This is a genomic window from Tenacibaculum pacificus (assembly GCF_027941775.1).
Classification (GTDB): Bacteria; Bacteroidota; Bacteroidia; order Flavobacteriales; family Flavobacteriaceae; genus Polaribacter; species Polaribacter pacificus_A.
The window spans coordinates 1,372,288-1,390,426 of the sequence record NZ_CP115917.1 but is presented as its reverse complement, the minus strand read 5'-3'; the positions used below and the strand labels follow the sequence as shown (position 1 = coordinate 1,390,426).

The 18,139-nt window shown below is 29.0% G+C and carries 15 protein-coding genes; 4 read left to right on the top strand and 11 right to left on the bottom strand.

The annotated features are described in order from the left end of the window. From PG913_RS06245 to PG913_RS13010, 3 genes are all read left to right on the top strand, one after another. A complete protein-coding gene (locus PG913_RS06245) occupies window positions 1–207 on the top strand; it encodes a hypothetical protein (protein ID WP_271232100.1) in 207 nt (68 codons plus the stop codon). Window positions 208–297: 90 nt separating this feature from the next. Further along, entirely contained in the window at window positions 298–777 is a 480-nt protein-coding gene (locus PG913_RS06240) for a hypothetical protein (protein WP_271232099.1), read from the top strand. Between the two features lie 176 nt (window positions 778–953). Continuing rightward, on the top strand, window positions 954–1,115 hold the full coding sequence (locus tag PG913_RS13010; protein ID WP_408648499.1) for a DUF3526 domain-containing protein: 162 nt from the start codon (window positions 954–956) through the stop codon (window positions 1,113–1,115). 574 nt (window positions 1,116–1,689) lie between these two features. On the opposite strand, the gene PG913_RS06235 is transcribed toward PG913_RS13010, so the two are convergent. From PG913_RS06235 to PG913_RS06185, 11 genes are all read right to left on the bottom strand, one after another. Then, window positions 1,690–4,833, bottom strand: coding sequence for a type I restriction endonuclease subunit R (locus tag PG913_RS06235; RefSeq protein WP_271232098.1), 3,144 nt, complete (start codon window positions 4,831–4,833; stop codon window positions 1,690–1,692). 13 nt (window positions 4,834–4,846) lie between these two features. Further along, window positions 4,847–6,637: a GmrSD restriction endonuclease domain-containing protein gene (locus PG913_RS06230; protein ID WP_101932027.1), complete on the bottom strand. Its 1,791-nt coding sequence runs from the start codon at window positions 6,635–6,637 to the stop codon at window positions 4,847–4,849. Window positions 6,638–6,645: 8 nt separating this feature from the next. Further along, on the bottom strand, window positions 6,646–7,218 hold the full coding sequence (locus PG913_RS06225) for a hypothetical protein (RefSeq protein ID WP_271232097.1): 573 nt from the start codon (window positions 7,216–7,218) through the stop codon (window positions 6,646–6,648). Window positions 7,219–7,221: 3 nt separating this feature from the next. Next, entirely contained in the window at window positions 7,222–7,890 is a 669-nt protein-coding gene (locus tag PG913_RS06220) for a hypothetical protein (protein ID WP_239775541.1), read from the bottom strand. 38 nt (window positions 7,891–7,928) lie between these two features. Further along, window positions 7,929–9,152: a restriction endonuclease subunit S gene (locus PG913_RS06215; protein ID WP_271232096.1), complete on the bottom strand. Its 1,224-nt coding sequence runs from the start codon at window positions 9,150–9,152 to the stop codon at window positions 7,929–7,931. Beyond that, window positions 9,136–10,704, bottom strand: a complete 1,569-nt coding sequence (locus PG913_RS06210) for a type I restriction-modification system subunit M (protein WP_271232095.1) — start codon at window positions 10,702–10,704, stop codon at window positions 9,136–9,138. The genes PG913_RS06215 and PG913_RS06210 overlap by 17 nt, the downstream gene beginning before the upstream one ends. A gap of 155 nt (window positions 10,705–10,859) precedes the next feature. Continuing rightward, complete coding sequence (locus tag PG913_RS06205) at window positions 10,860–11,969, bottom strand: Fic family protein (RefSeq protein ID WP_271232094.1); 1,110 nt, start codon at window positions 11,967–11,969, stop codon at window positions 10,860–10,862. A gap of 154 nt (window positions 11,970–12,123) precedes the next feature. Beyond that, on the bottom strand, window positions 12,124–13,038 hold the full coding sequence (locus PG913_RS06200; RefSeq protein ID WP_271232093.1) for a DUF6371 domain-containing protein: 915 nt from the start codon (window positions 13,036–13,038) through the stop codon (window positions 12,124–12,126). Window positions 13,039–13,238: 200 nt separating this feature from the next. Further along, the gene (locus tag PG913_RS06195; protein WP_271232092.1) at window positions 13,239–14,705 is read right to left on the bottom strand and encodes a phage/plasmid primase, P4 family; all 1,467 of its coding nucleotides are present in this window, start codon (window positions 14,703–14,705) and stop codon (window positions 13,239–13,241) included. 200 nt (window positions 14,706–14,905) lie between these two features. Next, the gene (locus tag PG913_RS06190) at window positions 14,906–15,157 is read right to left on the bottom strand and encodes a hypothetical protein (RefSeq protein ID WP_271232091.1); all 252 of its coding nucleotides are present in this window, start codon (window positions 15,155–15,157) and stop codon (window positions 14,906–14,908) included. Window position 15,158: 1 nt separating this feature from the next. Next, window positions 15,159–15,491 (bottom strand): helix-turn-helix domain-containing protein, encoded by a 333-nt coding sequence (locus PG913_RS06185; protein ID WP_101932019.1) that lies wholly within the window; start codon window positions 15,489–15,491, stop codon window positions 15,159–15,161. A 1,624-nt stretch (window positions 15,492–17,115) separates the two neighbouring features. Between PG913_RS06185 and PG913_RS06180 the strand changes: the two genes are divergently transcribed. Continuing rightward, window positions 17,116–17,613 (top strand): hypothetical protein, encoded by a 498-nt coding sequence (locus tag PG913_RS06180; protein ID WP_271232090.1) that lies wholly within the window; start codon window positions 17,116–17,118, stop codon window positions 17,611–17,613. The last annotated feature ends 526 nt before the right edge of the window (window positions 17,614–18,139 follow it).

The following is an 18,139-nucleotide window of genomic DNA, read 5'->3' as shown; positions in this document are numbered from 1 at the left end:
ATGAAATTTTTTGAATTTAAGAATAAAGTTTTTCAATGGACAATTAATATTAATCAAGAGGATTATGGAAAGGTAATAGCTCCTATGAATGATAATATTTGGTTAGCGAAAGAAAGTTTACCAATAAAAATGAGAATGATAGATGCTTATGAAGACATTGATTTATGGGAAGGGGAAACCCCTTTTGTAGATGTATTAGGTTGGTGAACTGATATTACAACAGGAGATATTAAACCCAAAAAAGGTACGTATATAGTAATTAGTAAAAAGATAAAAGAAGTTTTAGAAAAATATCGCTTGCCAGAGCATCGTTTTTATCCGATATCATTGCATTGTAAAGAGTTAAAACAAAGCAATAGTGATTATTTTTTATTTCATTTTTTAGTTAAATATCCAACTGTAGGAGATGATATTATAGATTATTCTAAATGTACTTTTGTAGAAATAACTCAAAATTCAGAAGGAAAAAATATACCTATAAAGATTCACCCTGAGGGTTCTATATTATCATCAAGTGAAAGAATAGCTATAATAACTGGGAAAATTAAAATTTTAGGTTCATATAAGTGGAGTTATGGAGGTAAGGATATGATAAGTAGGAATAAATTAGAATTTAAAAATAAAGTATATAAATACGATTATGATGTATTGTGGGGGTTATCAGGGATATTGTATTTAAGTGAAGAAATAAAAAATGAATTAGAAACTGTTGGTATTACTAATGGATATTTTTTTCCTTTAAAAGAAAATATGATACGATCATTTGAATATGAGTAAATGAAAAATAGTTAAAAAAATGTTATCCCGCTAGCGCGGATTTGCAATCCCTGCCGATAATGAATAAGTAATATGTGTTAATTTATGATAAAGTAACTAGATGAGGTGTCTCAAAAAATAGAAAAAAGAGAATTATTAAGTAAAAAAATTACTTTTTTCCTCGATTACAATTGACTATGAATACGATTGCAAATACTAGTTTAACTCATCAAGTAAAGTTTTTAAATACAACTACAGAGTTTCATAAAAATATGCGTTTACAATTTTATCCTAAAATTTTTGAGAATCGAGATACAGGTACTGTAAACTTGAATTTTTTAAAGCTGAAACTGAATTGAACTTAATCAGAAATATATTTTTTATGATTTTAATAACTTCAATTTTAATTGGTTTTGGGATTTTTAAAAATATAAAGTATTTTATTAAATAACAATCCCCTCTTTAATAGATGGGGTTGTTATTTAATTATGTACTTACTTTCCGATACAGAAAGTATTTTACTAGTATTTATAGGGGTTTGAAAATAAAAGGTACAATAGAGGTACAGATTTACAGAAAATCGTGTTTTTTTGTGTTTTATTCTGAACCAAAGATATTAACTAATATTTCATTATTGAAATATACTTAAACTTTTACCCTAAAAATAAGTTTTTGTTTTAGGCTACATTTACTACATTATCTACATAGAGTATAAAATCTTATTAAAATTAATTGGTAGGTGTTTTTAAATATTTCGTCTATTTTACATTAATTGAAATTTATACATAAAAACAGACTTTAATTTATCATTTTTTTACCATAAAACCAAAATAATCCCGTACTAAAAAATAGCACGGGATTATATATAGTATTGTATATTTCAGTTTCTAATTTAATAAATAAAAACCCTCAAATTTTTTGTAAGAAGCTAAATTATGCCATTTGATATTTCTTAAAATTCTCTGCTTGTTCAAAAATCTCTTTAAATACTTCATCTTTGGTAATAGGAGGGTAGTCGTTTTCTGCTAAAAGAATAATTAAATCAACTTTTAACTCTGCTTTAATATCATCTCGTTGATTCCAATCGGTGTATTTAGCTTTGTCATCAACTACTTTTTTTACTTCTTTAGCTAAATGTATTAATTTTTCTTCAGGATAATTAAAATCGTATTTGTGTGCTATTGTTTTTAAAATATCATAAAATGCTTTTTCTTCAAAATTTATTCCTATTTCTGAAAAAGAATTTTTCTCTTTTCTAAGATTATGATAAAGTTCGATAATATCATCAGTAAAATCTTCTAAAACATTACTTTGTAAAATATCAGATTCTTTACGTTCGTTATATTTATCAACAATAGTTTTAAATTTTTTAGAAAAATCTATTCCTTGTATTTTATTGGTTTTCTTTAGCTCATCAATAGCCTTTAAAAGTAATTGCTGTAATAGTTTTATTTTAGTATTCGGAAGTTTTATTTTTTCGATTTTAGCTAAATAATCTTCATCAAAAATATCAATTTCATTTTGTGTTTCATCGCCTAGTTTGAAAATTTCTTCTACGCCATCACTTTTTAATGCTTCTTTAATAAGTTCGCTAACTTTAGCATTCATTTGTGCGGTGTCAGGAGCGTTTCCTCTAGTTAATTTAAAAACAATCGAACGAATGGCTAAATAAAAATGAATCGTATCTTTTTGTATTTCTGTAAATTCATCTGAACCGCAACAAATATCATAACCAGCTTTTAAACGTTTTACAATATTCATAAAACGAGTTTCAATATTTTTTGTTAATTGAACAAATTCAGCTCCTTTATTTAAACATTCTAGTTGCTTTAATCCAGTTTTATGAAAATAATCAGAAGCATCAAATTTATAAAATAGTTTTGCTAATAAATCTAATTGGTCTTTAACAATTACTACGGATGCTTGTATATCTTCAAAATTTTGACCGTCAATTTTAGAGTATTTTTTTAAAGCTAAATTCATTTGCTTTTTAAAACCAATATAATCGACTACTAAACCTTTTTCTTTTGATTTGTATTTTCTGTTTACCCTAGAAATAGTTTGTATTAAATTATGTTGCTGAATAGGTTTATCAATATACATGGTATCTAAAAAAGGAACATCAAAACCTGTAAGCCACATATCAACAACAATAGCGATTTTAAAATTAGATTTTTCGTTTTTAAATTGCCTGTCTAATTCTTTTCTATGTTCTTTAGTTCCTAGTAAATTATACATTTCTTTAGGATCATCTTTTCCTCTGGTCATTATCATTTTAATGCGTTCCATCGGTTTTAGCTCCTTCTTTTCTTTTTCTGTTAAATTAGAACCTTTTTCAAATGCTTTTATTTCTGTCCATTCAGGGCGTAAAGCAATAATTTCTTCATATAAATTATAGGCAATAGGTCTGGAGCTACAAACGAATAAAGCTTTTTCTTTAATTGTAGCACCTTCTTTTATTCGAGTTTCGTAATGCTTTACAAAATCTTTAGCAATAGCTTTAAGTCTATCAGGGTCGCCAATAATGGCATTCATATTGGCAGAAACTTTTTTACTTTCTTCTATTTGATAATCGTTTGCACCTTGTTCTGCACATTGTTTGTAATATTCTTCAATTTCTTTAAGTTTAGAATTTTCTAAAACTACTTTTGCTGCACGACCTTCATAAACAATACGCACGGTAATTTCATCTTTTTCAGATTCTGTCATGGTATAAGAATCTATAATATCGCCAAAAACGTTTAAAGTTGCATCAATTGGCGTTCCTGTAAAACCTACATAAGTTGCATTTGGTAAAGAATCGTGTAAATATTTTGCAAAACCATAGGTTTTTTCTACGCCTTTTTCAGTAGTTTTTATCTTTTGGTCTAAATTTATTTGACTTCTATGTGCTTCATCAGAAATACAAATAACATTTGTTCTATCGGTTAATAGTTCTAAATCTTCGGTGAATTTATGAATAGTTGTTAAAAATACACCGCCACTTTTTCGACCTTTTAATAGCTTTTTAAGTTCTTTTCGGCTTTCTACACTGATAACATTATTATCTCCAATAAAATCTTTTGCATTGGTAAATTGAGCTGATAATTGGTCGTCTAAATCGGTTCTATCTGTTATAATTATTAATGTTGGACTTTTAAAATGTGGGCTTCGCATTAACAATCTAGCTAAAAACAGCATCGTATAACTTTTACCGCAACCAGTTGCTCCGAAATACGTTCCACCTTTTCCGTCTCCTTCGGGTTTTTGATGCAATTTTATATTTTCTAATAATTTTATTCCTGCATAATATTGCGGATAACGACACACAATTTTTAATTCGTGCTTGTTGCTATCAGGAAAATATATAAAATGATGAATTACTTGTCGCAATCTATTTTTATTAAATAAACCTTGTATCATGGTGTACATAGAGTTTATTCCATCGACTTCTTTATCAAAACCAAATACTTTTCGCCAAGCATAATAAAACTCATAATTTGCAAAAAATGAACCCATTTTACTATTTACGCCATCGCTAATTACACAAAAAGCATTGTATTTGAATAATTCAGGAATATCACGTTTGTAGCGTGTTGTTAATTGTACATACGCATCATGTAAAGTTGCGTTTTCACGAATGGCAGATTTAAATTCCATAACCACCAAAGGCAAACCATTGATGTATAAAATACCATCGGGAATACGTTTTTCGTAACCGTAAATTTCTAACTGATTTACAATTTTATAGATGTTATTATCTAAATCGGAATAATCTATTAAATGAATATATAAATCTTTTTTTGAACGGTCTTCACGCTCTAATTGAAAACCGTTACAAACCAATTTCATAATTTGTTTGTTCGATTCATATAAATCGGAAGCACTAAAAATTTCTAACTTTCTGATAACACTTTTTACTTCGTTATCGGTTAAATTTTCGCTTTTATAGTGCTTTTGCAAATATGTTTTAATATCCGATTTTATAAGAACTTCATTTTCTTTACGCTCAATATTTTTTCCTAAAAAATGTGGGATTCCTTCATTTCCCAACAATTCTATAAAAACTTTTTCTAATGCTGTTTCTGTAAATTTCATAGTAATATAATTGCTACAATTGTTCGTAATATTTTTTAATTTTAGCAGCCATTAATTTACGTCTTTCTACTAAGAAATTTTCATAATCTAAATGTGTTGCAGTATAAAGTATGTTTGGGATGTCATTTTTCATCAAATTATCAGCTAAACAAGTATTACTATCAATAGTGCTAATATCAAAAATACTGTCAGCTATTTGTTCAGTTACTTTAGTTAGATAATTTTGAGGTGTTTTCATACCAACTTTTATATTAGTAGCTTGTTCTGTATATACAAAATTTGCAACCTGATTGTATTGTTTTGGTATGTATCCATTTTCAGTTAAATATTTTTTAGGAAAAATATGATGTATATCACCACGTTGTTCAATAAGACTACTTATTTTCATGCTTTTTGATAAAAAAGCAGGGCTGTTTTCATGGCATTGTGCCGCTAAATAAACATTATAAGCATTATTATTAACGCTTGAAGATTCTAATTGACTAACTAATCCAAATTCCCAAAAACCTTGACCTAAATGGTTTTGTTCCATTTGTTCTAAATATTTAGCAATACCTTTTTCGTTAATTTGCTTAATATCTTCATCAATCATAGATTCTGATGAACCTGAATATCTACTAATTAATAAAGACATAATTAACCAACGTTTTATGTAATGCTGAATTTCAGGTTCTGGCATTCCTTCATTGCGTAATTTTAAATACAATGCGTATGAAAAATTTAAACTGTTTTTTGAAGATATTAATTTCTGACTAATTAATCCTGCTGATTTTATCAACATAATAAAACGTTGATAACTTGTTTGGTTTACAAAATCAGTTAAACCATCAGATAACATTTTATAGCTTTTTTCTGAAATAGCATCTTCATAAGTTCGTGTTTCAAAATTACGCCCAGACAATAATGCTACTAAATCACTAAACTTACCACGGCTAAATTTATAGGTAAAAGCAACACGCAATACATCTATATAATCAGGGATATATAAGTCATCACTTCCAGAAGCCATCCATTTTAAAGCCTTATAATAATCACTGTCAGCAAATGTTTTGTCATTGTCTAAAATATGTTTATTAAAATCTTTATCTACTAAAAGCCTGCAAAAATAATCAACTAGCTTTCGCATTTTATTTCCTCCATGATTTTCATCGGAAGCTATTTTAGACATTACAAAATCGGCATTACTTAATACAACACCTTTTTGGTTAATACGGATAAAAATATCTGTAACTGTATCTATATCTAAAGAACTATCTAATTCTATTATACCAACTTGTTTAGTTTTAATTCGTTTTAAGTTTTCTATTCTATCTTCAATTAAATCTTCGTCTGCTTTTGGGTTTAATTTTAAATATTCTCTAATAGCTTTAGTTATAGAAATTTCATCATTAATTATAGGATTAATATTATTTATCCATTCGGGGCTTTTTTCAAATGCTTTATTTAATACTTCAAATTTTTCAGTAATTGGGTTAAAAGCAATACAGATATTAATTTCTTTGTAGTTTTTATTTAAAACTCGTTGTCCTACTACAGCAGCAGTTAAGGCGGTAATTCGTTGCTGACCATCAATTAATACTTTTTTACCTGCCGATAATTGACCATTTTTTAGTTTTACATCGGGGTTACGCCACGTTATAATATATCCAACAGGATAACCTCTATATAAGGAGTCTATTAAATCTCTAACTTTGGCATTTTTCCAAACAAAAGGACGTTGTATTTCAGGAATTGCAATTTCACCAGATTTTATCCAGCTTAACAATGTTTCTACTGGTTGTTGGTGTACGGAATATTTTGACATAGCTTTTTTTATAAAATTTTATCTATTACATTTATTGAAATTGAATAATTAGAACATTCTTTTTCAAAATCTTTTAATTGAATAAGTGTGTTTTCTTCTGTAAAGAAATTTTCTAATTTATACCTTTTAAAAAAAACATTTTGTTCTTTAATATATTCTTTCTCATTTAATGTAGCCTTTTTTAAAACATCAAAATTCCAATTAGGATTTCCTGCTATAAAAATTAAATCAGTAGATGAATTTTCTACATCTTTAAAATTTTCGATATCTAATCTATTAATTGTAGAATCTTCTATTTGACTTTCAAAAAAACCTGTATCGTTTCTTAATATAACAGAAAACCAAAGTGAATTTGTATCTTCATTTTTTTGAAAATGAAATTCATAGCAATACATATAAATCCAATCCCATGACCAATTATTTAATTTATTACTACCTCTGCCACTAAATAGAGGTTTTCCATTTTTATAGGGAATATTATATGTTGAACTGATAAATTGCATTAAATTTAAAATTCTCTGTTGATAATCGAATAATAAACGATATGCTTTTCTTATTTCTAGTGATAAATTTTCTTTCATATTTTAAAAATTAAAGCTATTTATAGCCTTTGTATTTATGTTGTAAATAGCACAATTTTTTAACCATTTTTTTTGATGAAAACCATGTGTTGAAAAGCTATTAATTATATCTTCTAACAATAATATTATTGGCTTTTGATTCGGGATGTTTTGTTTTAAAAAACCTTTATAGATAGTGTTTATGCTTTTTAATAAACTTGACCAATCAGTTTTAGATTGAAGTATTTTTAAATGCTCTACTTCAATAAAATGCTCTTTACAGCTATTTATTAAACCACCAACTTGCAATAAATACAATGTTTTATTATCGTCTTCATATTCATTTAAATAGGCTCTTATTTCATCTTGTAATTGCTCAGGGTTTTGCTGATTTATATTATAGCGTTTAGCTTCTATAATTAAATCAAAATCTTTAAAACGCATAAATAAATCTGGTTCTACATAAAGTTTATTTCTTGTTTTATATTTTCCTTGTGCATTCCATTTTGCCCAATATTCCATCTCTAAAACTTCCCCACAATAAGACGGTAAATTATCTTGATGCAATCCTTGTCTTAAAATATGCCAAAATAAATCTGTAGGTAAATATTTTAACAAATCGAATACAGCAGATGTTAAGCTATCTTCACAAATAGTTAAATTTCCTTTTCCATATTTAAAGTAAGATATCATATTATAAAATTATTTCTTTTTTCATAGCGTTTTATTTTTTAACAAACAGTTTCTTTTTCAATTGCTACTTTTGACATTTTCGAAAGAAGTAGATTTTTAATTTTTTTTAATATTTGACTTTCTATTTTATTAGATTCTATTTTTTGTGTAATTGGTTCAAAATATAAATTTAATTTATTTAAACCTTTGATAGGATAACTTACAAATGAATTATCTAAATGTTCTCTTTTTATATGTCCCATAGAAGTTTTATTTCCTTCTGCAATCCTAATAAATTCAGATATGTAAAATTTAGTTGATAAGTAATAATACCATTTTGGAAAGTGATTAGAAAATACTTTAAATAAATGTTGATTTAGCCCAGCATATCCTCCAGACCATATATCAATAGTTAAAGTTCCAGACCAAGAGAAAATAATATCCCCATTATATATTTTATATTTTTCAGGAATATCTATTGAAGCTTTATCACTATTATCATCTGTAATACCTAAATTTAACTCACGAATTTTTAGTACAGGTGTATATTTTTTAATATTATCCGTAGGATGTTTTTGCATTGCTGTACCATTCAAGTAACTGGCAATAGAAGATAATCCCGAAACTTCCCACCCCAAAGGAATTTCCAAATCCAATTCTTCATTAAAAACCATTTTCCCACCATTACATTTATACGATTTTCCTTGTTCATTCGGAAATTCAAAATCTACAAACCAATTTTTATATAAGGCTTGAGCGGTGTCTTCTAGTTTTTTATTGATAGTTTCGTTTAACGTAATTCTGTTTGCAACCGTATTGTATTCTTTTACTATTTCGTGTTGTTTTTCTATGGATGGAATTGGTAATTCTGTATCTTGAAGTTCTTCCCAATCAAAAGTTTCTCTAGCACTTCCGTGCGATTTAAAACGTGCGTATCTGTCAAATTCTGGTCTTCTAAACCACATCATTAAATATTCAGCATTTAATGTTTTATCATCAATAATTTCAAAAACAGTATAGGCTTGTGACACTAATGCTTTATCATGATTTTCTAAAAGAGCAATAGAAATTTTATCTCCATTTCTAGAAGTAACAGAACTATATGCAAATTGATTTTTATTGATAATTTTATAGCGAGACATATCAGTTCCAATCGTATTTGCAATAGAAGGCATTAATACTTTTCGAATACTTACTCCTAATAATGTTTCAACTTCAAGGTTTTTATTTCTGATATTTACAGTTTGTATGTAATCGCCTAAACGTTTATAATTTAATCTCATAACCTAAATTTTTAAACACGTTTAATAATTCGGTTTTAGATTTTTCTTCATCTTTTAAAAGTTGAGAAAATTCAGATTGTAAACTTTTCATTTTATCCTCAAAATTGATGTTTTCATCTCTGTTTACAAATTCGATATATTTACTTGGTACTAAAGAATAATCTTTTTTACGGATTTCTTCTAAATTTGCAGAATAACAAAACTCAGGAATATCTTTATAATCAGCTTCCGTTTGTTGCCATTTATGATAAGTTTCACTAATATCAGTTATATTTTCATCAGAAAACTGCGTATATTTTTTTTCAAAAGGAATACCTGATTGTCTTAAATCCATAAATAGAATTTCTTCTTCTCTATTTCTGTAATTTTTATTGATATTATTAATATTTACTTGACGTTCTTTTTTATTATTATTTAAAATCCAAAGCGTTACAGAAATATCAGTGGTATAAAATAAATTTCGTGGTAAAATTAAAATAGCTTCTACTAAATTATTTTCGATAAGTTTTTTACGGATTTCATATTCTGTTCCGCTACCAGACAAAGCACCGTTTGCAAGAATAAACCCCGCTACACCATTTTCTGATAATTTAGAAACCATATTTAATATCCACGCATAATTGGCATTTCCTGTTTGTGGGACATCGTAACCTTTCCAACGAGGGTCGTCTAAAAGTTCGTCTGTGGCTCTCCATGCTTTTTGATTAAAAGGCGGATTTGCCATAATATAATCAGCCTTTAAATCGGGGTGTTGGTCTTTTGCAAAAGTATCGGCAGGAACACCGCCTAAATTTGCAGAAATACCACGGATAGCCAAATTCATTTTTGCTAATTTATAGGTAGTTGATGTATATTCTTGCCCATAAATAGAAATATCTTTTTTGTTTCCGTTATGGCTGTCAATAAATTTCATCGACTGCACAAACATACCACCCGAACCACAAGCAGGGTCATAAATTTTACCTTTGTAAGGTTCAATTAATTCGGCAATCAGATTTACAATACTCTTTGGCGTATAAAATTCTCCTTTTCCTTTTCCTTCGGCAATAGCGAATTTGCTTAAAAAATATTCATACACACGCCCAACAATATCTTGTTGTTTGTCTTTTAAAGTATCAATATTATTGATGGTGTCTAGTAAAGCGGATAATTTACTAACATCCATATTTAGGCGAGAAAAATAGTTATCAGGCAAAGCACCCTTTAACGATGGATTATTTTTTTCTACGGTATAAAGTGCGGTATCAATTTTTAGGGCAATATCGTCTTGTTTGGCGTTGTTTATAATATAGCTCCAACGAGATTCTTCGGTTAAATAGAACACGTTTTTTTGCGTGTAAAATTCGACCATATCAACAAATTTTTCTTTGCCATCGGCTATAATTTCTTGTTTTCGTTCTTGGAATTTATCACTTGCAAATTTTAAGAAAATTAAACCTAATACAACGTGTTTATATTCTGAACTTTCAACAGTTCCACGTAATTTATTAGCAGATTCCCATAGCGTTTCTTCTATAGATTTTGATTTTTTGGGTGCAGCTTTTTTAGCCATATAATTTAAGATATTATTTTTTGAAGTCTAAAGTAGTGTTAAAGATTGTAAATATAAATTTTATAATGTGAAAATAGTATGCCAAGGGGTTTCAATCCTTTTCGGTGATGCCATACTTTCCATTATTTTTTTTTGAATAAAATTGAAACATATTTTTAAACGTCAAAATTTATTTCATAAGAAGTATTTCGTCCTTTTCCTAATAGTTTAAAAACGCCTAATTCTAAAAGATTTTGTAAATCTCTTGTAGCAGTTGCTTTAGATGTTTTGGTAATTCCAATATATTTTCTTGCTGTCATACCTCCTTGAAAACCATTAAAACCTTCATCGAGCATTCTGCGTATTACTTTTAATTGTCTTTCATTTAATTTTGATTGAAAAGTTGTAAAAATAGTTGTCTTTTTTAGCGTAAATTCTATAATTGCTTCGGAAGTATCTAAAGCATTTAAAATTAAATTGATAAAATAATGTAACCAAGGTGTTATTTCATTACTTCGTTGTCCTTTTTCTAACGCTTTATAGTATTCTTTTTTTTCTTTTTCAATACTTGTAGAAAGACTAATTAATAAAGGGCTATCTAAGGTTTGTAAAAGCGATTTTTCGGCAATAGCTCTTCCGATTCGTCCATTACCATCTTCAAAAGGATGAATACTTTCAAAATACAAATGAGCAATAGCGGCTCTAATAGCGGCATTTTTTATAGGTTTTTCACCTTTTGGAGAAGTTGTATTAAACCAGTTTATAAAATGATTCATTTCGTCATTTACATTTGCAGAAGCAGGTGCTTCGAAATGTATTTTTGTTCTTCCCATAGCTCCTGAAATTACTTGCATAGGTTCTTGGTGTGTTCTCCATTTTCCAACTTCAATTAGGTTTTCGTGTTGTAATAATTGCCGATGCCATTTAAAGATGGTTTCTTTTGTAAGTTCTTCTTTAAAGTTATTTTGAACATTTGTAACTAATTCACCAATACCTTTAGCTTTAATGTCTTTTACGTTTTCACGTGAAGTATTTATATCAAGATTATTTCTAACGGAAGACATTACATCTGTTCTACTTAAAAATTCTCCTTCTATTTCGGAAGTTTTAATAGCTTCTGAAACTAAAATATTTATTGTAGTTTGAGTATGAGATATTTTTGACAATCCTTTGGTTATACCTTTTATTTTGCCTGTTTTTTCGATGAATTTATAAAGATAATCTTCTAATTCATCAATATTATAAGAGAAATTCCTCCAGTCTTTTTGTTGCCAATTATATTTCATGAGCCGAATAATTTAATTAATCGGCTCAAATATAGTTAAAAAATGAGCCGATTATATTTTTTAATCGGCTCATTTTTTATTAATACATTGAAATAAAAAACCCTCTGCAATTAAGCAAAGGGCTGTTATAAGGTTGGTAAATATTTACTAATGATTAAAACCGTACTAAATAATCAGCAATATCAAAACCTTGCTTTTTTTCGTAATCGGTGGCTTTATTTTTTAATAATTGATTAGTTACAAAGATTGCTTTTTTTTCAAGTTTAGGTATTTTATCATTCCATAAATCAAAACAACCAGCATCAGGAAACAATACTACATTACGCCCCTTTAATACCTTTGTATTTGCTTCATTCAAATTATTAAGTGAACCACAAGCCAGCCATACATAATCAGGAATATAAAGGCTTGAAATAAAAGCTGTTTTTTCACTTTCTACAATTGCTACTGTTTTCGTTTTCTCTTCATTTAGTAGATGTTCACCAAAATAACATTGTTCTAAATTAAAGTTATCAATTTTTGAGTGTTCCCAACCGATATGATTATAAGGTTTCTTAACTCGTTTACCTGTTTCAGGATTGTACAACATTACTTTGCCACTTCTTATTTTTCCGTTAATATCTTGTTGCCAAAAAGTGGTTGCACCGTTCCATTTAGTAGAAGTTCCGATATTGTATTTCTTAGCTAAAAAATAGATTAGTTCTTTATCATTCCAAAGAGTAGTTAAATAATCTAAAAAAAAGTTAGGAGTTTTACTACTCAAACTCTTTGCCATAACCTCAGGATTAAAATAAGTTGTTTTCGGTTTTGGTGGTGGTGGCTTTCGTACAAATGGAATTGAAGAAGAAGTTTTATCAAATGAAATATTATTATCCTGAAAATATTGCTTTGGTTTATAATGATAACCACATTTTACAAGCCTACTGCAAACCCCTACAGTATCGTTTAAATGCTCGTTAGTTTGTGTATCAATGTATCTAGTAAATTGATTAGGCTTGTTACAATTTGGGCAATGGTAACGGCTTTTTGTTCCGTTATATTTCTCTAAAATGTATCTGTAATCATTCATAAAATGAAAGGCTGTTTTTTGTAGTGGCACGAAAATAAGTTTTTGTTTTTAGCTACATTTGCTACATTATCTACATGGAATTAGAACCTTGAAAAATTAAATAACTGTAAATAAGTGTGTTATCTTTTTGGTAAAATCCGTACTACTCAAATTTTTGTCAAGTAGTACGAATAATAAGTTTTTGTTTTGTACTACATTTACTACACTAATTTATTTTCAATGTACACTACATTACCTTGCATTTTACGTTTAATTACAAAACCATTTTTTTTTAATCTAGTAGAAAATGTACGATTGGAACAAGTACCATAACCGCTCTCTAAACAGTAAATTTTATACTCAGCATAAACCTCTTTTAGTGGGCGTTCAATTGTTACCGATTTTTGATAATTTTCATCTTCTAAAAACATCAATGTACTATCGCTTTCTTTTTGATACTGTTTTATTTCGTCTTCTACTATTTTACTTTCTGTAAATGATTTTGTTTTTAGTATTCTAATTAAACCAACTAAAACCCAGTTAAAAACTCCTGAAAGTTCCGTGTCAATTATTTTTTTAGAAAGTCCTTTGTCTTGTTTATACGGTGGGATTGTTACTCTAAAAGGCAATATTATAAACCTACGAAAAAAAGCATTTGTATTTTCTACTTCTTTTGGTAGCTCGTTACAATTAAACATAAACCGTGCATAATCTGAAATAATTTGTACGTTCTTATACAAAAGTCGAGCTTCTACTGGTTCACCTGAAATAAGTAATTTGAAAATATTACTTTCTAGTTTTCCGTTTATTTCACTAGCATAATTAAGTAACTTATTTACTAACATTGCTCTCGAATTTCCATTTTCAGCTGTTAAGGATTGTAAAGAGTAGTTTGTTACATTTTCAGTTCCTAGCAATGCCATTAAAACTTCAAATAGTACACTTTTACCATTTGCACCTGTTCCGTATAATAATAGTACTTTTTCTAGTTTGAGAACGCTGTTTTTAGTGAATACGTAACCTAAATATTCAGCCAGTATTTCCTGTAATTCTTTTTCAGGCAAAACCTCGTCTAAAAACTTTTGAAATTGCGGTGCGGTGGCTTCTACATCGTAATCAAATGGTAATTGATACGTTAAGAAGTCGGACTTTTTAAATTCTCTTAATGATTGTTTATGCGGTGTTATTTCAAAAGTTCCATTATTGAAGTTTATCAATGTAGTTGTATTATCTGATTTTATTTCTTCAAGTCCAGCATCTGACAGAAATTGTTTATACAATTCATCTTTAAATAAATGATGTTTAGCATCGTATTTTTGTACGCCTTGTTTTAATGATACTTTTCCTAGAAAATCTTTAAAATTTTCTTCATTTAATAACTCCCAGTATTCTGTGTTAAATAAATAGATTTGTTCGTTTTTTCTACATAAACTAAAACCGTTATCATTTACATTTTTCAGTAATATCTCAATAGATGCAACTAAATAATGTTTTTTTTGAAGTTTATCTTTGTCATTATCCAAATTACAGTATTTTCTGAAATCAATTCTTACTGTATTTTTTAGTATTTCAGCTAAAATATTTTCTACGTTGTTTTTTATTGACTTTTTTAATTTAAGTTCTTTATTGCTGTTTTCTACGGTTGCTAATACATCATTTACATTGATGTTTGTTGTATTATCTTGCATTTTCACTATCTTTACTATCGTTAAATTTTGGCATAAGTAATGCCGTATCGCTTAGAGTTAAGCGTTTTTGAGTAATAGGGGCGTATTAAGGAACGCCCCTATATTTTTACATTCTAATTAAAGTACAAGGTAATTAGAGTAGGTGTCGTAAACATCTGTTAAGAAAAGCCTTTGCTTTCTTTTTACGGTGTTTCCATCAATTAGTAAGGATTGTTTATTTCTGTAACCAGATCGTTATTTGTTGTTAGATACCATGCTAAACGATTAGTATTTTCGCAACGCTTTTTTTTAACTTCAGCCAATAAGCCTATTTTTTCGAGGTCTCTTTTAATTCTAGTAAAACTCTTTTGTGTTATACCGATAGCATCGCATACCATTGTACCTGTGGCGATGTTATTTTTAAGATAGTTAAGTACTTTTTTTCTTTGTGAAATTTTACGGTTTGTAGTCATCTTAAACCGCTTTTTTAGATAGTAAAACATTTGCATCAGCTTCAATTTCTGAGACTGTTTTAATTTTGGAGCTTTTAATCCAGTCGATAATTTCGGATTTAAAAAACCTTAATTTATTGCCTTGTTTGTAGTGTGGGATTTTACGCTCCGATACGTAATGATAGATTGTTGGAACGCTTAACTGAGTAAGTTTTGCGACCTCTTTAATATTTAGAGGTATTTCCGTTTCGGATTGTGAGCTTGTTTCCTGAGATAGGATTAAATTTTTTAGCTCTTTTTGTAGTTCTAGTACTTCATTTAGTACTGTTGGTAAATCATTAAATGATAAAAGCATAAGCTTGAAATATTAAAAAGTTATTAAATTATGCTTACAACTCCCTTTAATTTCATACTTTTGCAGTAATTAAATGTACGTCAGAAATACAATTTTACTACAAAAGTGTTTATTAGCTGGGAAGCTGTAAGCACTTTTTTTTGTGCCTTATTTTGATAAGGTTTGACAAAGGTAAAACATATTAATTAATAAATAACAAAAAACAATGTAAATTATTTAATTTAATATGTGTTTTAGGCATTTTCTCATTTATAGTGTACTTTTTCTTGTTTAACTAAAAATAAACGTTAATACGTGTTTTATTTTGTTTTGAACTTCTAAACATTTTTGTAACAACTTTGAATCAAAAATATTTTCCCGAAAATCCCGAAAAAAGCAGATACATAGATATTGCTAATTTTTATTGATGTTTATACTAACCATTTAAGCATATTCTTAATTTACCGAATTTACCGAAAATCCCGAAAAAAGCATAAACCGAGCAGATGCACCGACCATGATCAACCAGACACTGACCATGATCGATCAGTTACCGACTATGATCAACCAGACACTGACAATGATCGACCAGTTACCGACCATGATCAACTAGACACTGACCATGATCGATCAGTTACTGACTATGATCAACCAGACACTGACCATGATCAACTAGACACTGACCATGATCGATCAGTTACTGACTGTGATCAACCAGACACTGACCATGATCGATCAGTTACCGACTATGATCAACCAGACACTGACCATGATCGATCAGTTATTGACTATGATCAACCAGACACTGACCATGATCGATCAGTTACTGACTATGATCAACCAGACACTGACTTAGAAAAGGTCTGAACAGAAAAAGTAGAACTGGAACAGAACGGAACAGATGCCGAACAGGTTTGAACAGAATTAGAAAAGGTCTGAATAGAAAAAATAGAACTGGAACAGAACGGAACAGATGCCAAACAGGTTCGAACAGAATTAGAAAAGGTCTGAACAGAAAAAGTAGAACTGGAACAGAACGGAACAGATGCCGAACAGATTCGAACAGAATTAGAAAAGGTCTGAACAGAAAAAACAGAACTGGAACAGATGCCGAACAGATTCGAACAGAATTAGAAAAGGTCTGAACAGAAAAAACAGAACTGGAACAGAACGGAACAGATGCCGAACAGATTCGAACAGAATTAGAAAAGGTCTGAACAGAAAAAACAGAACTGGAACAGAACCGAACAGATGCCGAACAGGTTCGAACAGAATTAGAAAAGGTCTGAATAGAAAAAGCAGAACTGGAACAGAACGGAACAGATGCCGAACAGATTCGAACAGAATTAGAAAAGGTCTGAACAGAAAAAACAGAACTGGAACAGAACGGAACAGATGCCAAACAGATTCGAACAGAATTAGAAAAGGTCTGAACAGAAAAAACAGAACTGGAACAGAACGGAACAGATGCCGAACAGATTCGAACAGAATTAGAAAAGGTCTGAACAGAAAAAACAGAACTGGAACAGAACGGAACAGATGCCGAACAGGTTCGAACAGAATTAGAAAAGGTCTGAATAGAAAAAACAGAACTGGAACAGAACCGAACAGATGCCGAACAGGTTCGAACAGAATTAGAAAAGGTTTGAACAGAAAAAGCAGAACTGGAACAGAACGGAACAGATGCCGAACAGGTTCGAACAGAATTAGAAAAGGTTTGAATAGAAAAAACAGAACTGGAACAGAACGGAACAGATGCCAAACAGGTTCGAACAGAATTAGAAAAGGTATGAACAGAAAAAGCAGAACTGGAACAGAACGGAACAGATGCCGAACAGGTTCGAACAGAATTAGAAAAGGTTTGAACAGAAAAATCAGAACTGGAACAGAACGGAACAGATGCCAAACAGCTTCGAACAGAATTAGAAAAGGTATGAACAGAAAAATTAGAACTGGAACAGAATCGAACAGATGCCGAACAGGTTCGAACAGAATTAGAAAAGGTTTGAATAGAAAAATCAGAACTGGAACAGAATCGAACAGATGCCGAACAGGTTCGAACAGAATTAGAAAAGGTTTGAACAGAAAAATCAGAACTAGAACAGATGCCGAGCAGAAAAAAACAGAAAAAACATATACATAGATGTTATTAATGTTTATACTTATTATTTAACCATATTTTTAATTTACCGAATTTACCGAATTTACCGAATTTACCGAATTTACCGAAAAAAGCAGAAAAAGACTAAAGCATTATTCTTGTACATCTTTATTTACCGCTGTTTGTGTTTCCTGAATTTCCTGAAAAAAGAGAAAAAACTGAAAAAGACGAAAAACACTACCTTAAACAAAAATTTCATCTTCGTTTATATCAACTTCTTTTTTGAAGTATTTCAAAATAGCATTGACTTCACTATCATCTAAATTTTTGATGTATTTAATTTCATTGATTGAACGTTTTCTGTTTTTAGAAACAACTAGCCAAGTTACTTTTTGGAATCGTTTATATTCTACGTTATTTAAAATATCTGAAAGTTGGGCTTTTGTAATTTTATTTAGATATATTAATAAGAACGCGCGCGCGTATATAATGTATGAATATTATTGAAAATATCAATATAATCATTTTCTATTAGATTAAAAAAGAACAGTTTTGTAGTTCAGCGTAA